Genomic DNA, 18,281 nt, shown 5'->3' on the forward strand with positions numbered 1-18,281 from the left:
CAGCGCGGGATTCAGCAGCGGGCTGATGTTCAAGCGGGTTTCCTCCAGAAACGGGCGAGTACTGCGGGCTTGATCGATACGTCCGATTGCCCGCTATGGGTATGGGAAGAGGTGCACGCGCTGCGTTCGCCGCGATGGCGCACGGCACGTCCGGATGCGCGACGACAAAACAGACAGGAGTGCGGTAGGAATGAAGAAAAAGGCTGAACCGCTCGATCATGCCGCCCTGGCGGATCCGCAGCACACCGAGCCCGCGACGCATACGGTGCTCGTGCGGCTGCGCGAGATGATCGTGACGGGCCAGATCGCGCCGGGAACGCGCCTGCGCGCCGAAGGCCTCGCCGACGAGCTCGAAGTATCGAGAACTCCCGTGCGCAGCGCGCTCGCGGTGCTGTCGGCCGAAGGCCTGGTGATGTACAGCGTCAACCGCGGCTACACCGTGCGTGCGGTGACCATCGGCGACGTGCTCGATTCGATCGAAGTGCGCGCGCGGCTCGAAAGCCTGGCCTGCCGTCTTTGCGCGGATCACGGCCTGGACGAAGCGGTGCTCGATCGCTTGAACCGCATCGTCGCCCAGGCGCGCGAGATCGTCGACCGTGGTGACTGGTCGGAGCAGATCGAATTCGACTGGTACAACCTCAACTGGGCGTTCCATCGTTCCATCTATCACGCCGGCCACAATTCGGTGCTCAGGAACGCCGTGCGCATGACGGTGATCTATCCGGTCTTCGGCGATGTCGTGCGGGTTTGTCCGAGCGTGGCGATGCACGTTCCGCAGCGCGCGCGCCAGGTTCCGAAAATCACCCCCGAGCACATCATCAAGTCGCAGGCCGAGCACGAGCAATTGATCGAGACGATGCGCAAGGGCGATGCCGAGGGCGCCGAGAAAATCATGTTCGAGCACGTCATCGCGACGAAAAGGCGCGTGCACTCCCTCGCCACCGTCCGGTGACGCGACGACCACCCGCGGGCTGCTCAGGAATAACATAATTCAAACATATCATGAATTGAATCCAATCCGTTGACATTACGGATTCATTTTGCCTATTCTCCTTCCACCCCTGGTGTCGGCCAGGGATTACTAGAAATAAATCCTGGAGGGGATATGCAATCAGTGAAGCTGGCGGCCTGCGCCTGGAGCGTGGCCGTGGCCGCCGTCGCAGCGAGCAGTACCACTCAGGCGCAAACGCCGGTCGACGACGCGCCGCTCGGGCCCGAGGTTTCGCAGAGCGAAGCGGCAGCGCCCGCCGACTCTGCGTCGGAGGCCGGCGAAGCCGCTGCTGCCGAAGCCGCCGGCGACGCGAAGGCGGACGGCGGCATCGAGGAGGTCGTCGTCACCGCGCAGCGCCGCAAGGAGAAGCTGCAGGATGTTCCGGTGACCATCACGGCTTTCACCGCCGAACAGCTCAGCGAAGCGCGCATCGTGGCCGTGCAGGACGTCGCCACGCGCACGCCCGGTCTGGTCTTCGACGCGTTCCCGTCTTCGCAGCCGCGCCTGGCCGTCCGCGGCATCGGCTCGTCGGATCGCGGGGCCGCGGGTGACCCGAGTTCCGCCGTGTTCCTCGACGAGATCTATCTCGGCAGGCCGGCCGCCGTCGCGTTCGATGCTTTCGACATCGAGCGCGTCGAAGTGCTCAAGGGCCCGCAGGGCACCCTGTACGGACGCAACGTGGTCGGCGGTGCGGTCAACGTGATCACGCGCAAGCCGGACTTCACCAAGTTCGACGCGGGTGCTCAGGTCACGGTCGGCAATTACGCGCGTGCGGAGGATGCCGGCTTCGTCAACGTGCCGTTCGCCGACGGCAAGGCGGCTATTCGCGTGGCCGGCGCCGTTCGGCAGCACGATGGCTATACCGAGAACAATTTCACCGGCGGCCGCCAGGACGATCAGGACGATCGCAGCCTGCGCATGCAGCTGGCCTACAACCCGCAGGACAGCCTGCGCCTGCTGTTCTCGCTGGATGGGACGCGCAGCCGCGCCGCGGGTCCGGGCCAGCACGTGGTCGATCGCGACCCCAGCAGTCCGTATGCGCCGCTGTGGACGGTCGATCGCAACCGGAACTACACGGCAGGCTCGTTCGAAGGTTATTTGAACAAGGAAACCTGGGGCTCGCGCCTGCAGGGCGATCTCGACCTGTCGTTCGCGACGCTGACCTACCTCGGCTCGTATCGCGAGCTGGACTATCGCGAGAGCTACGATTTCGACGGCGGCAATCCGAGCACCAATCGCATCGCGATCTCGGGCGGCGCGCCCGAAAAGAGCCACTTCTACAGCAACGAGCTGCGGCTTTCCTCGCTGCCGGAGAGCAGCATCCGCTGGGTCGCCGGCCTGTTCACGTTCACCAACGACACCAATCGTCGCGACGCTCTGATACTCGATACCGGACGCGGCCCGGGCACCGAGATCTATCACCAGCAGGCGACGCTCGACAGCTACGCGGCCTACGGCGACGTCACGATTCCGGTCGGCGAGAGGTGGCATCTGATCGGCGGCATCCGCTATTCCAACGACGACAAGGATTACCACCTGTCGAACACCGAAGGGCCGAACCTGTTCCGCGCCAGCGAGCGCTTCGACCTGCAACTGTCCGACAGCTGGGATGCGGTGACCTATCGCGTCGGCGGCGACTTCAAGCCGTCCAGGGATCATCTGCTCTACGCGATGGTTTCGCGCGGCTTCAAGAGCGGTGGTTTCTCCGACACGCCCGGTGCCGCGGCGGAGGCCGCGCAGAGCTTCAAGCCGGAATACGCGACCAACTACGAAATCGGCCAGAAGAGCAGTTTCTTCGGCGGCAAGCTGGTCTGGAACAACACGCTCTACTGGATGGATTACACCGATCTGCAGACCATCAACGTGTTGCCCGACCTCACCAAGGTCACCAAGAACGCGGGTGAGGCGACGATCAAGGGTTACGAAACCTATTTCAACTGGCGTGCCTTCGCCGGTGCGAACCTGATGACGACGTACGCCTGGACCGACGGCACCTTCGACAAGTACGACTTCTCGCCGGAAGAAAGCTATGCGGGCAATCGCCTGACGCGACTGCCGAGAAACAAGGTCGTGGTTTCGCCTTCGTACGATGTGCTGGCTTCGAGCGGAGCGATCGTTCGCCTGGCCGCCGACTACCGCTACGAAAGCAAGATCTACGACGACGATTCCAACGTCGGTCCGGAGTTCCGCCCGCCGACCCACTTCGTCGATGCGCGCGTCATCTACATCAGCCCATCCGATCATTGGACGGTGTCGTTCTGGGGCCAGAACCTGACGGACGAAACCACGCGCGTGTTCCAGGGAACCTTCCTCGGAGCGACGTTCGCCGCATACAACCCGCCGCGGACTTACGGCGTCACGCTGACGTGGAATCTATAGCGGCCCATCCGGTAGCACTCGAGAGAACAATTGCATGAGTACAGTCCGCAGGCATCGAATCGCCGTCATTGCCGGCGACGGCATCGGCAAGGAAGTGGTTCCCGAAGGCCTTCGCGTGCTGGAGGCCGTCTCCAGGCGCTACGGCTTCGGCCTTGAGTACGACCATTTCGATTTCGCCTCCTGCGAATACTATCTGCGCCACGGCGCGATGATGCCCGCGGACTGGAAGCAGCAGATCGGCAGCCACGATGCGATCTTCTTCGGCGCCGTGGGCTGGCCGGAGACGGTGCCGGATCACATCTCGCTGTGGGGCTCGCTGATCCAGTTCCGGCGCGAGTTCGATCAGTACGTGAACCTGCGTCCGGTCAAGCTCATGCCGGGTGTTCCGAGCCCACTCGCCGGGCGCAAGCCCGGCGACATCGATTTCTACGTGGTGCGCGAGAACACCGAGGGCGAGTATTCGTCGATCGGCGGCCGCATGTTTCCGGGCACCGATCGCGAGATCGTGATGCAGGAGACGGTGATGACGCGAGTGGGCATCGATCGCGTGCTCAAGTACGCGTTCGAACTCGCGCAGCGGCGCGAGAAAAAGCATCTCACGTCGGCGACCAAATCCAACGGCATTTCGATCACGATGCCGTACTGGGACGAGCGCGTGGAGGCGATGGCGCCGCAGTATGCGGACGTGCGCTGGGACAAGTACCACATCGACATTCTCACCGCGCACTTCGTGCAGCATCCGGACTGGTTCGACGTCGTGGTGGCGTCGAACCTGTTCGGCGACATCCTGTCGGATCTCGGGCCCGCTTGTACGGGCACCATCGGCATCGCGCCGGCGGCCAACATCAATCCCGAGCGCGTGTTCCCGTCGCTGTTCGAACCCGTGCACGGCTCGGCACCCGACATCGCCGGAAAATGGATCGCCAATCCGGTCGGACAGATCTGGTCGGCTGCACTGATGCTCGACCATCTCGGCGAACGCGAGGCCGCCGCCGCGATCGTCTCGGCGATCGAGCGCGTACTCGCCGAACCTGCGCTGCGCACGCGCGATCTCGGCGGGCCGGCAGGGACGATCGCCTGCGGCCAGGCGATCGCGGATGCCGTCGAATGAGCCGGCTTCAGCTTCAGCGAGCCCACGCATGAAATCCAGTGTGTCCGGCGGTCCGCGCGTCGATTCCTATTCCTGGTATGTCTGCTTCGTGATGATGCTGACGTACGCGTTCAACTACATGGATCGTGCGCTGCTATCCACGGTGGTCGGGCCGATCGAGCACGAATTCGGTATCAGCGACACCACTTTCGGCCTGCTGCAAGGCGCCGCCTTCGGCGTGTTCTATTGCCTGTTCCTGTTTCCGCTCGCGCGGCTCGCGGACCGTGGCAATCGCCGCAACCTGCTGATGATCGCCGCGCTGGTCTGGTGCTCCGCGACCGTGTTCTGCGGGCTCGCGCGCACGGTTCCGGAACTGTTCGCGGCCCGCATCATGACCGCGGTCGGCGAGGCGATCGTGTTTCCATGCGCGGTCTCGATCCTGTCCGACTATTTCGAACCGCGGCGACGCGTGCGAGCGATCAGCCTCTATTCGATCGGCGCGTATCTCGGAGCGGCGCTGGCGCTCGGCGGAGGCGGATTCCTGCTCAAGCTGCTCGGGACCACGGTGGTCTCGCTGCCCGTGCTCGGAGATCTGACGCCGTGGCGTGTCGTGTTCGTGGTGGTCGGCGGACTCGGCTACGTGCTGATTCCACTGCTGCTGTTCGTCAAGGAACCGATGCGTCGCAACGACAGCGGTGAAGTCGCTGGAGCGCCGTACACGTCCCAGCAAGTCTGGGAGGTCTTCAAGCGCCAGCGCTATGCGATCGGCGCCGCGATCGTCGGTTTCGGCTCGATGTCGGTCGCCGGACAGACGATTCAATCCTGGGCCCCGACCCTGTTCGTGCGCACCCACGAATGGGCGCCCGGAAACGCGGCGATCTGGCTGGGCGTCCTGACCCTGATCATGGGACCGGTCGGTGCGATCTCCGGCGGCCTGCTGAACGATGCGATCGCCAGGCGTGGCGCAAGGGATGCGAAGTTCGTGGTCGGCGGCTGGGCCGCCGCGATCAGCGTGCTGGCGAGCCTGGCGCTCACGCTGCAGTGGGCGGGCCTGGCGCTGGTCGGCGCTGCGATGCTCAATTTCCTGATCGGATCGGGCTTCAGCCTGTGCCAGGCCGCACTCGCCGAACTGGTACCGAACCGCATGCGCGCGCAGACCACCGCGCTGTACTCGCTGACGACGATGCTGTTCGCATCGACCGTCGGTCCCTTGATGATCGGCGTGCTGAACGACCACGTGTTCATGGACCCGTCCAAGATCGCCTTGTCGATGCGCGTGGTCCTGCCGGTGTCGTTCGCGATCGCGACGCTGGCCTTGCTCGGTGGGCGCGGCGTGTTCCGCCGCGCCTTGCCGGAACCCGCTGCGCGCACCGCCTGATCCGGCGAATCGGCTCGGGCCGACTCGCACGCTTGGGCTGAAAGTGGCCGATCACGAAGGACATGGGTGAGCATGAAACTGACTTTCGAGGGACGAACCGCGCTGGTCACCGGCGCAAGCCAGGGCATCGGCCGCGCGATCGCGCTGGCGTTGTCGCTGGCGGGTGTCCGCGTCATCGGTGCGGCGCGGCGGAGCGCTTTGATCGACGCGCTGTCGGAGCAGGCCCAATCGGCCGGCGGCCGGCCGATCGATAGCCTGGGCTTCGACATGGCGGAACCGGGCGCGTCCCGCAGCCTGGCGGCCGCGGCTGTGGACCTCGCGGGTGGCGCGATCGACATCCTGGTCAACGCCGGTGGCGCGAGCCGTCCGATCGCCTTGCAGAGTCCCGACGCGGAGTGGAACGAGGCGATGCAGATCGGCTTCTTCTCTCCGCGCGAACTGACTCACGCACTGCTCCCGGGCATGTGCGCGCGGAACTGGGGGCGTGTGGTGTCGATCACCGGCACTTCCGAGCCGCAGTTCCTGAGCGCCTCGACGCCTGCGAAAGCCGCCTTGCACGCCTGGTCCAAGGGCGTGTCCCTTGAGGTCGCCCGCAACGGCGTAACGCTCAACTGCATCCAGCCCGGACGCATCCGCAGCGAACAACTGATGCGCAGGCTGCCGACCCCGGACGACGAGCGCCGCTATGCCGAGCAATTGCCGATGGGCCGTCTCGGCGAGGCCGAGGAACTCGCGGCCGCGGCCCTGTTTCTCGTCTCCAGCGAGGCCGCCTACGTGTCGGGCGTGGTATTGCCGGTCGACGGCAGCTTCCGGCGCTTCGCTTTCTAGTCCGGCGTACAGCCCTGCTTCCGTCGAGAGGCAGGGCTGTAGGGGCGTCTCGCTGATCGCCTCAGTCGGCCCAGTAGAGCCGATTGGGATTGCCGACGAGGATCTGCTGGAAGACCTCGTCGCGCTGCGCCCATTGTGCGAGCCGATCGAACAGCATCGCGCCGTCGGGCATCTGCTGCTTTCCCATCGCCATCGGATGCGGCCAGTCGCTTCCCCAGATGATGCGCTCCGGCGCAAGCGCGATGAAGCGCGTCGCCACTTCGTCGAGATCCGAGTAGGTCGGATGACCGATCGCGGACGACAGGTACAAGCCCGAGAGCTTGACGTAGACTTTGCCGCTGTCGAGCAGCTTGTAGAGCGTTTGGGCGGTCTTGCTGTTCACGCCTGCGGGTTGCGGCAACCAGCCGAAATGATCGATCACGCTCGAGCAGGGCAGGTTGAGGATGCTGTCCTGCCATTCGACGAAGATTTCCGTTCGCGCGGTGCCGACGAACTGCAGCGACCATCCCTGATCGGCGGCTTGCTTGCCGAGCGTGCGAACCTGCTCGTGCGTCGGGACCTGATTCTTGTCGAGATAGATGCGCAGCCCGCGTACGCCATGCTCGTGCAGCCGCTTGATCTCGTCGTCGGAAACCTGCGGGCCGACGTAAGCCACGCCGCGTGCGGCGGCCGTTCCGAGTTGCTGCAATGCATCGATCAGGCAGCTGTTGTCGGTGCCGTAGTTCGACGGTGCGACGACGATGGAGCGCGACAGTCCGAGGCGGCGCTTGAACAGCTGGTACTCGGCAACCGTCGCCGAAGGCACGTAGATCTCGCCGTACTTCTGGAAGCGCGGATCGAAGATGTGATGGTGACAGTCGGTCGCATCGATCGGCGCCGCGGTTCGTGGCGGGGCCGTGCCCGTCGAATGCGGTGCGCGCAACTCTTCTCCTGCAACCGTCGTTGAATGAGCCTGCATGGCTTCTCCTCTCGTATGGAATCGGTATTCACGCGGCAAGCGTGTCGGTGTCAGCATAATTGAATCCAATAATTTGTTAAATTGGATTCAATTATGTAAGCTGCCCGAATATCGAGAACGCAGCCCGTTGGCGAGCCGTTCCCGCATTACACAAGACGTCATGCCTGGAGAGAGAATCGATGCCGCGTGCCGAGATCAATCCGATCACGCTGGAAATCTGGTGGAGCCGGCTGGTCGCGATCGTGGATGAATCCGCGACCACACTGTTGCGCACCGCGTTTTCCACCATCATCCGCGAGGCCAACGACTACACCGTCGTGCTGTTGAACGCGCGTGGAGAAACCGTTGCGGAATGCCGAGCCGGCATTCCGGCGTTCGCCGCGCTCATGGGCGTCATGACGCGGCACGTGCTCGGCAAGTTTCCGCTCGAAAGCTGGCGTGCGGGCGATTGCGTCATCACCAATCATCCGTGGATCGCGACCGGACATCTGCCCGACATCGCGATGCTGTCGCCGATTTTTCATCGCGGCGAACTGATCGGTTTCGCCGGTACCGCGGCTCATGCGCCGGACATCGGCGGCACCCCGACGATGGGCGCGACCGAACTCATTTCCGAAGGCGTGCTGATTCCGCCGGTACACATGGTGCGTGCCGGCGAGCGCAACGACGGCATGCTCGATCTGCTGCTCGGCAACGTTCGCCTGCCTGGCCAGGTGCTCGGCGATCTCGAGGCGCAGATGGCGGCGCACGAGGTGTGCCGGCGCCGCGTGACCGAGTTCCTCGAGGAGACCGGCGAAGCGGATCTGAACGCGATCTCCGATGCGGTGCATGCGAAGTCGGAGCAGGTCATGCGCCGGGCCATCGCGGCGATTCCCGACGGCGTCTATCGCTCGTCGCTCGATGCGGACGGCGTCGAAGGCCAGCCCACGCACATCGAATGCGCGGTCACCGTCGCGGGCGATCAGATGCGCATCGATTACAGCGGCAGCTCGCCGCAGGTGCGGCATGCGATCAACTGCACGATCAACTACACGACCGCGTACTCGATCTATCCGGTCAAGATCCTGCTCGATCCGCACACGCGCCGGAACGAAGGCTCGTACAAGCCGATCACGGTGACGGCTCCGGCCGGTTCCATCGTCAACGCGAACTTTCCGGCGCCCGTGATGGCGCGTCATCTGACCGGGCATCTGCTGTCCTGCGTCGTCTACCAGGCGCTCGCCACGGTGCTGCCCGAGCACATCATCGCGGACAGCGGCGGCGCGCCGGCGCTGCGCGTGCAGTTTTCGGGTGAAACGCAGGACCGGCAGCCGTTTTCGCTGATCCTGTTCGCGAGCGCCGGCATGGGCGCCTCGGCGCATCACGATGGTCTGGCGACGACCGCGTTTCCGTCGAATTCGGGCAGCGGCAGCATCGAAGCGCTGGAAGCCGTCGCCCCGCTGCTGTTCGTGAAGAAGGAATATCGCGCCGACTCCGGCGGAATCGGCCGCCATCGCGGCGGACTCGGCCAGGACATCGAGGTCGAGAACATCGCGGGCCGTCCGCTGCGCGTCGTGCTGCTGGGCGATCGCGAGCGGCATCCGGCGCTCGGCGTGCTCGGTGGCGGTGCGGGTGCGAGCGCGCGCGCCGAGTTCGGTCACGGCGGCGTCCCGAGCCTCAAGTCGATTTCGCCGATGCCCGCGGGATCGCGCGTCAGGCTGTCGTTCGCGGGCGGAGGCGGTTACGGCTTGCCGGCGCAACGCGAGCGCGAGGCGATCGCGCGTGATCTCGATGCCGGATTCATCACCGCCGAAGCCGCGCTGCGCGACTACGGCTTCGATCCCGCGGCATCCGACCTCGCGGCACCGGGAGGCCGATAATCATGGAAAAGACCACCAGAATCGGCGTCGACATCGGCGGCACCTTCACCGACCTGGTCCTGCACGACGATGTTCGTGCGGTGACCTGGACCGGCAAGCGCCTGACGACGCCGGAAGCGCCGAGCCGGGCGATCGTCGAAGGCGTGCAGCGCCTGCTCGATGAAACCGCGACGAACATTGCGCAGGTGCACAGCATCATCCACGGCACCACGCTGATCACCAACACGGTGCTCGAAAGAACCGGCGCGAAGGTCGGCCTGATCACCACCGAAGGTTTTCGCGACGTGCTCGAAATGGGCCGCGAGATCCGCTACGACGTCGACGATCTCTACGCGCAGCCTGCGGCCGTGATCGTGCCGAGGCAGCGGCGGCTCGGCGTCGGTGGACGCCTGCGCGTCGACGGCAGCGAACATGCGCCGCTCGACGAGGAAGCCTTGCTGAAGGCGGCGCGCACGCTCGTCGAAGAGCACCAGATCGAAGCGCTCGCGATCGCCTTCCTGCATGCGTATGCGAATCCTGCGCATGAGTTGCGCGCCCGCGAGCTCATCCACAAGGTCTATCCGCAGCTGCTCATCACGCTGTCGTCCGAAGTGGCGCCCGAAATCCGCGAATACGAGCGCACCAACACCGCCTGCGTGAACGCCTACGTGCAGCCGCGCGTGCATGGCTATCTCGATCGGCTCGAGAACGACCTGGCGAAGATCGGCTTCGACGGCGAGCTCTACATCATGCTGTCGAGCGGCGGCATCACCACCATCGAGGAAGCCAAGAACTTTCCGGTGCGCCTGCTCGAATCGGGCCCTGCGGCCGGTGCGATGGCGGCCGGCTTTCTGGCCCGCAACATCGGCGAGGACAGGATCATCTCGTTCGACATGGGCGGCACCACGGCCAAGATGTGCCTCGTCGAGCACGGGCATCCGCACATCAAGCACGAGTTCGAGGCGGGCCGTCTCGACAAGTTCAAGCCGGGCTCCGGCCTGCCGCTGCGGCTCACGGTGGTCGACATGATCGAGATCGGCTCGGGCGGCGGATCGATCGCCGCGATCGACGAACTCGGGCTCATGAAAGTCGGGCCGCGCAGCGCCAGCTCGGTTCCGGGGCCGGTCGCGTATCGCCGGGGCGGCACCGAACCCACCGTCACCGATTCCGATCTGGTCGTGGGTTATCTGAATCCGGATTTCTTTCTCGGCGGCGAAATGGCGCTGTCGCTCGAGCAGGTCGAGCGGGCCCTGTCCGAGCGGCTGGCGCAGCCGCTCGGAATCGATACGAAAGCGGCGGCGGTGGGCATCCAGCAGATCGTCACCGAGAGCATGGCGGCGGCGACGCGCATGCATCTGGCCGAGAAGGGCAGGGATCCGCGTCAGTACGCGCTGATGGCCTTCGGCGGCGCCGGACCGGTGCATGCGTATGCGCTCGCCAAACTGCTCAAGCTGCGCCGCGTGATCGTGCCGATGGGCGCCGGCGTGATCTCGGCTTTCGGCTTTCTGGTCGCGGCGCCGGCCGTCGACGACGTGCGCGGCCATGCGGCGCCGCTATCCAGGGTCGACTGGAGCCGCGTGCGAGCGCTCTACGACGACATGGAAGCGCGTGCGCGGCGCTTGCTGCTGAAGGCCGGTGGCAGCGAGGCGGAGATCGTCGTCACACGCTCGGCCGACATGCGCTACGTCGGGCAGGGCTTCGAAGTGGAAGTGCAGTTGCCCGAAGGAGCGCTGGCGCCCGGTCTCGAAAGCGGCATCCGCAGCGCGTTCGACAAGGCCTATGCCGCGCGCTTCGACAGGACCATCGGCGATCTGCCGGTCGAGATCGTCAACTGGCGCGTGTCGGCGCGGTTGCCGGGACGCGACATCAGCCTGGCCTATTCGCTCGTCGATACGCCGGCCCTGCGCGGTGAGCGGCTCATCCACTTCGCCGGCTGGGGCGAGCGGCTCGCGGCGGTCTACGACCGCTACGCGCTCAAGCCTGGCGATCGCATTCAAGGGCCTGCGGTGTTCGAGGAGCGCGAGTCCTCCTTCAGCGTCGGACCGGACTGCGTGGTCGGCGTCGACGCGCAGCTGAACCTCGTCGCCGAGATCAGCGAGCCGTCCTAGCACGCTGCGCGGTGACGATCGCCGCGGGCCTCGTTTCGTTTCGAGCGTCGCCTGCATCAGGCAAGGTCGGGCCCGGTAAAATTGAATCCAAAACTTTCACTTATTGAACCCAAAACATAGAATGCCCATCGCCAGCCGGATTGTTTCCGACGTGCGGTGGCCATCGAGGTGAAGTCTTCATGCTCCAGAATCCCATCAAGATCATCGTTCCGACCGGCAGCCTCGGCGCAGGCGCAGACGAGGCGGAAGTGCGCTACGGCATCTCCCAAGGCGCGCACGCCATCGCCACCGATGCCGGCTCCACCGACAGCGGCGCGGCCTATCTGGCCTTGGGAATGTCGAAGAACAATCGCGGGGCGGTGAAGCGCGATCTGACCATTCTCATGAAGGCGGGCGCCGAAGCCGGCATTCCGCTGATCGTCGGAACCAGCGGCCAGGCCGGTGGCGACAAGAACGTCGACTGGACGCTCGACATCGTGCTCGAGGTCGCACGCGAACTCGCGATCCAGCCGCGCATCGCGGTGCTGTATTCCGAGCAGGAAAAAGCGGTGCTCAAGGGCAAGAACGCAGCCGGCAAGATTCGCCCGCTGCCGCCACTCGGCGCGCTGGAAGACAGCACGATCGACGCCTGCGATCACATCGTCGCGGTGATGGGGCCGGAGCCCTACATCGCAGCGCTGCAGGGCGGCGCCGACATCATCCTCGGTGGCCGCACCACGGACACCGCGGTCATCGCCTGCTATGCGCTCATGAAGGGCGCACCGCAGGGCGCTTCATGGCACGCCGCCAAGATCGCCGAATGCGGCGCACAGTGCTCGGTGGAGCGCGGCGGTGCGGGCGTGCTCATCAGCATCGGTGACGACGGCTTCGAAGCCGAGCCGCTGAACACGTCCTTCCGCTGCAGCCCGCAAAGCGTGTCGGCGCACATGCTCTACGAGAACAGCGATCCGTTTCGGCTGACCGAGCCGGGCGGCGTGCTCAACGTGACCGCGTCGGTCTACGAACAGATCAGCCCGCGCGTGGTGAAGGTGACGGGCTCGGTCTGGGAACCGATGCCCTACACGATGAAGCTCGAGGGTGCGGGCCGCGGCCGCTACCAGACCACCATGCTCGTCGGCATCCAGGATCCGGAGGTGCTGCATCGCATCGACGAGTTCCACGACAAGATGCTTGCCGCGCTCTACGAGCGCACACGCCGCACGATCGGCGCGGCCGCCGGCGACTTCCACATTTCGCTGCGCATGTACGGCTGGAACGCCGTATCGGGCGACAAGCCGCCGCCCGGCACGCCGCCGCCGCGCGAAGTCGGCGTGCTGTTCGTCGCCACTGCCGATACGCAGGAGATGGCGACGCAGATCGCCAAGGCCTGCAACCCGTATTTCTTCCACTATCCGATCAACATGGACGAAGAGCTGCCTTCGTACGGATTTGCGTTCTCTCCAGCCGACATCGAGCGCGGCGCGGTCTACGAATTCAAGCTCAACCACGTCGTCGAAACCGAGGATCCGATGGAGCTCGTGCGCACGAGATGGGTCGACCTGAAGCAGGCGGAGGCCGCGTGATGCCGACGATCAAAGACGTTTGCCGACACTTGCGCTCCAAGGCGGCCGGACCGTTCTGGGTCACCATCGATCTGTTCTTCGACGGCCCCGACAACTTCGCGAAATACAGCGAAAGCCCTGCCTTGCAGCCCGAGCGGATCGCCGCCTTGTACGGCACCGATGCCAAGCTCGTGAAGCGCTTCTCCGTCGCCAGCCTCAACGTGGTGAAGATTTCATACCCGAGAACGTCTCCGCAGGGCGGCATGATCGAACGGGACATGCACTGCGGACAGCAGTACGTGCGCCTGCTCGGCGTCGAGCTCTAGGGCGCTCATGCGATCGGCTATCGAAATGGAGTTGAACGCATGAGCAGTGCGCGCAGGGTCGTGGTGACGCAGCGGTTCTTCGATGAAAAGACGATCGCCTATCTGCAGTCGCAAGGCTGCGAGGTGATCATCGCCGAGCTTCCGGCCGGCAAGGGCGACGGCGATGTGCCGGTCGAAACGCTGCTGCGCTGGCTAGACGGCGCGGCGGGATGGATCGTCGGACATGCGCGGGTGACGCGCGAGCTGCTCACCGCCTTGCCGCAGCTGCGCGTCGTCTCGCGCCGCGGCGTCGGTTACGAGCGCGTCGACGTCGCTGCAATTCGCGATCTCGGCCGTGTCGCCACCATCGCCGCTGGAGGCAACGATGCGACGGTCGCCGACCAGGCCATCGGCATGATGCTCGCGCTCGGCCGGCGCTTCCGCGAAGGACAGGCCAATGTGGCCCAGGGATCGCTCGCGATCCCGCTCGGCACCGATCTGTATCGCAAGACGGTCGGCGTCGTCGGCGTCGGTCGCATCGGGGCCAGCGTGCTCAAGCGGCTCAGGGCCTTCGATACCGAAATCCTGATCCATGCGCCTCGACGCGACGAGGCGCTCGAGCAGGCCGGCGGCGTGCAGTACGTGGATCTGCCGACGCTGCTCGCGCTGAGCGACTACGTGAGCTTGCATGCACCGCTGACGGCCGAAACCCGCTTCATGATTCGCGACGAGACCATCCGGCTCATGAAGCCGAGCGCTTTTCTGATCAACACCGCACGCGGCGGGCTCGTGGAAGATCGGCATCTGCTCGATGCGCTGAAGAGCCAGCGGCTGGCCGGTGCCGGGCTCGACGTTTTCGTGAGCGAGTCGGATCCCTCGTATGCCGATGTCACCCGCGAGCTCGCGGCCCTGCCGAACGTGATCGCGCAGCCGCATTCGGGCGCCTCGACCCGGGAAGGGCTCGATCGCACCAACAGGGTGGCGGCGCAGTGCGTCGTCGCCGTGCTCGACGGCGCGCAGCCGCCGGCGCAATGCGTGGTCGCGGACGGACGCCGCTGAAAGTGGAGCTTGGATGAGCCTTGCAACGGCCTTCGAGCGTTCGCAGCAAGCGCAACTGCTCAAGCGCATGTTCGATGCGGCCGTGGCGAGCGCTCAGCCCTCGCGTTGCGTGCCCCCGCATCTGCCGCCGATTCCGAACGGAAGACTGATCGTCATCGGGGCCGGCAAGGCCGCGGCGGCGATGGCGCGCGCCGTCGAAGATCATTGGCCCGGTGAACTCGGAGGACTCGTCGTTACGCGCTATGGCTACGGCGTTTCGTGCAAGTCGATCGAAGTCGTCGAGGCTGCGCATCCGGTTCCGGATGCGGCCGGCGTGCGCGCTTCCGAGCGCATGCTGGAACTCGTGCAGGGGCTCGACGAAAGCGATCTGGTGCTGTGCCTGATCTCGGGCGGTGGCTCGTCGCTGCTGTCGCTGCCGGCGCCCGGAATCACGCTGGAGCACAAGCAGGCGATCAATCGGGCATTGCTCGGTTGCGGGGCGACGATCAGCGAGATCAACTGCGTGCGCCGGCATCTGTCCGCGATCAAGGGCGGTCGGCTCGCCGCCGCCTGCCATCCGGCCCGCGTGCTGAGCCTGCTGATTTCGGATGTGCCGGGTGACCGGCCGATCGACATCGCCTCCGGTCCGACCGTGGCCGATCCGACGACCTGCGCCGATGCGCTCGAGGTTCTGCGCCGATACGAGATCGAGCTGCCGCGCGAGGTCGCCGCCTTGCTCGAAGAAGGGCGCAGCGAGTCGATCAAGCCTGGAGATTCGCGCCTGGCTCGCAGCGAGACTCGCCTGATCGCCACTCCGCAGCTCGCGTTGGAAGCCGCAGCGAAAGTCGCGCGCGACGCCGGCATCGCGGCTCATATTCTGGGTGACGACATCGAAGGCGAAGCGCGCGACGTCGGCACGGTGCTCGCGGGGATCGCACGCCAAGTCGCACGCCATGGGCAACCGTTCGAGCGGCCCTGTGTGCTGCTGTCGGGTGGCGAGACCACGGTGACGGTGCGGGGCGAGGGCAACGGCGGGCGCAACGTGGAATGCCTGTTGTCGATGGCGCTCGCCCTCGACGGACATCCGGGCGTGTATGCCCTGATGGGCGATACCGACGGAGTCGATGGCGCGCGCGAGATCGCCGGCGCTTATCTGGCGCCCGACACGCTGGCACGCGCTCGCCGGCTCGGGTTCAACGCCCGGCAGCGGCTGGAGCAGAATGACGGTCACGGCTTCTTCGAGGCCTTGGGCGATTCGATCATCACCGGTCCGACGCTGACCAACGTCAACGACTTCAGGGCCGTGCTGATCGAAGCCTGAGCGGCTCGGCGGCTCGAAACATAAAAGACGAGGAGAATGAGATGAGCACAGCAGATCGCGATGTTCGTTCGATGGTCAGCGCGGAAGAGTGGGAGACGCGCGTCAACCTGGCGGCCGCATACCGGCTCGTCGCCCTGTACGGATGGGACGATCTCGTCTTCACGCACATCTCGGCGCGGGTTCCGAATTCGGATCACCACTTCCTGATCAATCCCTACGGCTGGATGTTCGAGGAGATCACCGCGTCGTCGCTCGTCAAGGTCGACCTTCACGGCCGCAAGGTGATGGACTCGCCGGACGACATCAATCCGGCCGGCTTCACCATCCACAGCGCGATACACGCGGCCCGCGGGGATGCGCAATGCGTACTGCACGTGCACAGCATCAACGGCGTCGCCGTGAGCGCGCAGAAAGGCGGGTTGCTGCCGCTGTCGCAGCAAAGCATCTTCGTGCTGTCCTCGTTCGCGACGCACGATTACGAAGGGGTCGCGCTACGTGACGATGAAAAGCCGCGACTGGTGCAAGACCTCGGCGCGGCCAACTTCTACATGCTGCGCAATCACGGCCTGCTGACGATCGGCGGCAGCATCGCCGATGCCTTCGTCTCGATGTACTTCTTCGAAGCCGCCTGCATGATCCAGGTTCGGGCACAGGCGGGAGGCGCCGAGCTCGTGCCGATCCATCCGCAGATCATTTCGACGGCACAGGCGCAGGCCAGGCAGGTCACCCGCGGCGCGGGCGGCGGGCTGGTCTGGCCGGGGCTGCTGCGGCGCCTGGACCGCAAGGATCCGTCGTATCGCAATTGATGACGGCTGGGATGACGCTGCCAGCCGAATGGATCGCCGCCGCGGGAGCGCTGTTGCAAGTGCTGCTGATCGACATCGTCCTCGCGGGAGACAACGCGATCGCGGTGGGGCTCGCCGCCGCCGGACTCGAAGCCCGTTATCGGCGAAGGGCGATCCTGATCGGGCTCGTCGCGGCGGTCATTGCCCGCATCGTGTTCGCGCTGATGACCGTGCAGCTGCTCAAGATCACGGGGCTGCTGCTGGTCGGTGGCCTGCTGTTGCTGTGGGTCTGCTGGAAGATGCGGTCCGATCTGCGGACGGTGAATGCGCCGGCGAACGAGCTTCAAGCCGCATCACACCGCAAAGCCAAGACTCCGATGCAGGCGGTGATGCAGATTCTCATCGCGGATGTTTCGATGTCCCTGGACAACGTGCTCGCGGTTGCCGGTGCGGCCAGCCGCCATCCGGCGATGCTGGCTTTCGGCTTGTTGCTGTCGATCGTGCTGATGGGCCTGGCCGCGAACGTGATCGCCGCATTGCTCAACCGGTACCGCTGGATCGGCTACCTGGGGCTCGCGGCCGTTCTGTTCGTCGCGCTGCGCATGATCATCGCGGGCGCGGGCGAGCTCTTCGGGCTTTCGTTTCCCATGCAAGGATGAGCCATGAACGGGATCGCCGCTGCGCAGGCCAGCATGCTGGGTAGCTGGGTCAAGGCGCTGCAGCGCTGTCTCGACGCAGCCGGCTTCGATAGCGAGCCCTTGCTGCGAAGCGCGGGCTTGTCGGTGCAGGACCTCGATGAGCCCAACCTGCGCTTGCCCATCGCAAACGTGGATCGATTCTGGAAGCGGGCAGTGGAGACTACCCGCGATCCGTTGCTGGGCTTGCGCGCCGCGAGCCACATCACCCTGACATCGAGCCATGCGCTCGGCTTTTCGGTGGGTGCGAGCCGCACGCTCAAGGAGGCCTTCGAACGGATCGCGCGATACGGCGCGGTGGTCAGTGATGCGGTCGACTACGAACTGCTCGCGCAGGGCGGTGAATACCATTTCGTCATCCGGGTGCATGACGGACTCGATCCCGCCCCCGAATCGATCGACATGATGGTGGCGCTCTACGTGCGCCTCTGCCGATCGCACCTGGGACGCGAATTCTCGCCGCTGCGCATCGAGCTGCGCAGACCCGTCCCCGAAGACAGGCCAGGCTTCGACCGCATCCTGCGGACGCCGCTGGCCTATGGGCGGCAACGGGATCGCATCGTGTTCGATCGGCGGAGCCTGGAACGGAGGCTCGACGGCGGCAATCCCGAACTCGCGAGACTCAACGACGCCATCGTCCAGAAAATGCTGTTGAGCCTGGGACGAGGCGGCATTCGGGAGCGCGTGCGCGCGGTGCTGGTCCAACGGCTCGAGCACGGCGAACCGACGCAAAAGGATGTCGCACGGATGCTCAACATGTGCGTGCGAACCCTGCAGCGTCGTCTGGCCGGCGACGGCACGGGCTACAAGGAACTACTCGATGCGACGCGGCGGGAACTCGCACTGCATCATCTGCGCGAATCCGGCGGCAACATCTCCAAGGTCACGTATCGCGTCGGCTTTTCGTCCAGCAGCAGTTTCACCCGGGCGTTCCGCCGCTGGACCGGTAGTTCCCCGACATCGTGGTATGCGCGTCTGGGCTCGGCAAGCCACTGAGTGAGATGCCGTGGCTGCTCGCGTTCATCG

The 18,281-nt window shown here is 65.4% G+C and carries 15 protein-coding genes; 14 read left to right on the forward strand and 1 reads right to left on the reverse strand.

All coding sequences use genetic code 11. The annotated features are described in order from the left end of the window. Positions 1 to 190: 190 nt before the first annotated feature. The 5 genes from AC3WUM_RS22735 to AC3WUM_RS22755 all read left to right on the forward strand — a co-directional run bounded on the left by AC3WUM_RS22735 (position 191) and on the right by AC3WUM_RS22755 (position 6,666). Positions 191 to 952, forward strand: coding sequence for a GntR family transcriptional regulator (locus tag AC3WUM_RS22735; RefSeq protein WP_492413269.1), 762 nt, complete (start codon positions 191 to 193; stop codon positions 950 to 952). A 153-nt stretch (positions 953 to 1,105) separates the two neighbouring features. Further along, complete coding sequence (locus AC3WUM_RS22740) at positions 1,106 to 3,370, forward strand: TonB-dependent receptor (RefSeq protein WP_492413271.1); 2,265 nt, start codon at positions 1,106 to 1,108, stop codon at positions 3,368 to 3,370. Positions 3,371 to 3,404: 34 nt separating this feature from the next. Further along, positions 3,405 to 4,481 (forward strand): tartrate dehydrogenase, encoded by a 1,077-nt coding sequence (locus AC3WUM_RS22745; RefSeq protein WP_007183632.1) that lies wholly within the window; start codon positions 3,405 to 3,407, stop codon positions 4,479 to 4,481. Between the two features lie 28 nt (positions 4,482 to 4,509). Then, on the forward strand, positions 4,510 to 5,838 hold the full coding sequence (locus tag AC3WUM_RS22750; protein ID WP_492413273.1) for an MFS transporter: 1,329 nt from the start codon (positions 4,510 to 4,512) through the stop codon (positions 5,836 to 5,838). A gap of 72 nt (positions 5,839 to 5,910) precedes the next feature. Beyond that, positions 5,911 to 6,666 (forward strand): SDR family NAD(P)-dependent oxidoreductase, encoded by a 756-nt coding sequence (locus AC3WUM_RS22755; RefSeq protein WP_040452928.1) that lies wholly within the window; start codon positions 5,911 to 5,913, stop codon positions 6,664 to 6,666. Between the two features lie 61 nt (positions 6,667 to 6,727). On the opposite strand, the gene AC3WUM_RS22760 is transcribed toward AC3WUM_RS22755, so the two are convergent. After that, on the reverse strand, positions 6,728 to 7,624 hold the full coding sequence (locus AC3WUM_RS22760) for an amidohydrolase family protein (protein ID WP_492413275.1): 897 nt from the start codon (positions 7,622 to 7,624) through the stop codon (positions 6,728 to 6,730). A 179-nt stretch (positions 7,625 to 7,803) separates the two neighbouring features. On the opposite strand from AC3WUM_RS22760, the gene AC3WUM_RS22765 reads away from it, so the two are divergent. The 9 genes from AC3WUM_RS22765 (at position 7,804) to AC3WUM_RS22805 (ending at position 18,251) form a co-directional block, all read left to right on the forward strand. Then, positions 7,804 to 9,483, forward strand: a complete 1,680-nt coding sequence (locus AC3WUM_RS22765) for a hydantoinase B/oxoprolinase family protein (protein WP_492413277.1) — start codon at positions 7,804 to 7,806, stop codon at positions 9,481 to 9,483. Positions 9,484 to 9,485: 2 nt separating this feature from the next. Beyond that, complete coding sequence (locus tag AC3WUM_RS22770) at positions 9,486 to 11,570, forward strand: hydantoinase/oxoprolinase family protein (RefSeq protein ID WP_492413279.1); 2,085 nt, start codon at positions 9,486 to 9,488, stop codon at positions 11,568 to 11,570. Positions 11,571 to 11,749: 179 nt separating this feature from the next. After that, positions 11,750 to 13,132 (forward strand): acyclic terpene utilization AtuA family protein, encoded by a 1,383-nt coding sequence (locus AC3WUM_RS22775; RefSeq protein ID WP_492413280.1) that lies wholly within the window; start codon positions 11,750 to 11,752, stop codon positions 13,130 to 13,132. Next, positions 13,132 to 13,437: a DUF4387 domain-containing protein gene (locus tag AC3WUM_RS22780; protein ID WP_492413281.1), complete on the forward strand. Its 306-nt coding sequence runs from the start codon at positions 13,132 to 13,134 to the stop codon at positions 13,435 to 13,437. The genes AC3WUM_RS22775 and AC3WUM_RS22780 overlap by 1 nt, the downstream gene beginning before the upstream one ends. Before the next feature lie 39 nt (positions 13,438 to 13,476). Next, entirely contained in the window at positions 13,477 to 14,475 is a 999-nt protein-coding gene (locus AC3WUM_RS22785; RefSeq protein ID WP_492413283.1) for a phosphoglycerate dehydrogenase, read from the forward strand. 13 nt (positions 14,476 to 14,488) lie between these two features. Beyond that, entirely contained in the window at positions 14,489 to 15,775 is a 1,287-nt protein-coding gene (locus AC3WUM_RS22790) for a glycerate kinase type-2 family protein (RefSeq protein WP_492413284.1), read from the forward strand. A 41-nt stretch (positions 15,776 to 15,816) separates the two neighbouring features. Continuing rightward, entirely contained in the window at positions 15,817 to 16,581 is a 765-nt protein-coding gene (locus AC3WUM_RS22795; protein ID WP_492413286.1) for a class II aldolase/adducin family protein, read from the forward strand. 11 nt (positions 16,582 to 16,592) lie between these two features. Further along, positions 16,593 to 17,219, forward strand: a complete 627-nt coding sequence (locus AC3WUM_RS22800; protein WP_492413288.1) for a YjbE family putative metal transport protein — start codon at positions 16,593 to 16,595, stop codon at positions 17,217 to 17,219. Positions 17,220 to 17,222: 3 nt separating this feature from the next. Continuing rightward, positions 17,223 to 18,251 (forward strand): AraC family transcriptional regulator, encoded by a 1,029-nt coding sequence (locus AC3WUM_RS22805; RefSeq protein WP_492413289.1) that lies wholly within the window; start codon positions 17,223 to 17,225, stop codon positions 18,249 to 18,251. The last annotated feature ends 30 nt before the right edge of the window (positions 18,252 to 18,281 follow it).

It is taken from the genome of Hydrocarboniphaga sp. FW305-C-57, assembly GCF_058783045.1.

Excerpts from the sequence above, each read along its gene's own strand:
- AC3WUM_RS22755 (WP_040452928.1), top strand. The coding sequence starts at position 5,911 with ATGAAACTGACTTTCGAGGGACGAACCGCGCTGGTCACCGGCGCAAGC.
- AC3WUM_RS22795 (WP_492413286.1), top strand. The coding sequence starts at position 15,817 with ATGAGCACAGCAGATCGCGATGTTCGTTCGATGGTCAGCGCGGAAGAG.
- AC3WUM_RS22735 (WP_492413269.1), top strand. The coding sequence starts at position 191 with ATGAAGAAAAAGGCTGAACCGCTCGATCATGCCGCCCTGGCGGATCCG.
- AC3WUM_RS22750 (WP_492413273.1), top strand. The coding sequence starts at position 4,510 with ATGAAATCCAGTGTGTCCGGCGGTCCGCGCGTCGATTCCTATTCCTGG.
- AC3WUM_RS22785 (WP_492413283.1), top strand. The coding sequence starts at position 13,477 with ATGAGCAGTGCGCGCAGGGTCGTGGTGACGCAGCGGTTCTTCGATGAA.
- AC3WUM_RS22775 (WP_492413280.1), top strand. The coding sequence starts at position 11,750 with ATGCTCCAGAATCCCATCAAGATCATCGTTCCGACCGGCAGCCTCGGC.
- AC3WUM_RS22740 (WP_492413271.1), top strand. The coding sequence starts at position 1,106 with ATGCAATCAGTGAAGCTGGCGGCCTGCGCCTGGAGCGTGGCCGTGGCC.
- AC3WUM_RS22765 (WP_492413277.1), top strand. The coding sequence starts at position 7,804 with ATGCCGCGTGCCGAGATCAATCCGATCACGCTGGAAATCTGGTGGAGC.
- AC3WUM_RS22770 (WP_492413279.1), top strand. The coding sequence starts at position 9,486 with ATGGAAAAGACCACCAGAATCGGCGTCGACATCGGCGGCACCTTCACC.
- AC3WUM_RS22780 (WP_492413281.1), top strand. The coding sequence starts at position 13,132 with ATGCCGACGATCAAAGACGTTTGCCGACACTTGCGCTCCAAGGCGGCC.
- AC3WUM_RS22800 (WP_492413288.1), top strand. The coding sequence starts at position 16,593 with ATGACGCTGCCAGCCGAATGGATCGCCGCCGCGGGAGCGCTGTTGCAA.
- AC3WUM_RS22745 (WP_007183632.1), top strand. The coding sequence starts at position 3,405 with ATGAGTACAGTCCGCAGGCATCGAATCGCCGTCATTGCCGGCGACGGC.
- AC3WUM_RS22805 (WP_492413289.1), top strand. The coding sequence starts at position 17,223 with ATGAACGGGATCGCCGCTGCGCAGGCCAGCATGCTGGGTAGCTGGGTC.
- AC3WUM_RS22790 (WP_492413284.1), top strand. The coding sequence starts at position 14,489 with ATGAGCCTTGCAACGGCCTTCGAGCGTTCGCAGCAAGCGCAACTGCTC.
- AC3WUM_RS22760 (WP_492413275.1), bottom strand. The coding sequence starts at position 7,624 with ATGCAGGCTCATTCAACGACGGTTGCAGGAGAAGAGTTGCGCGCACCG.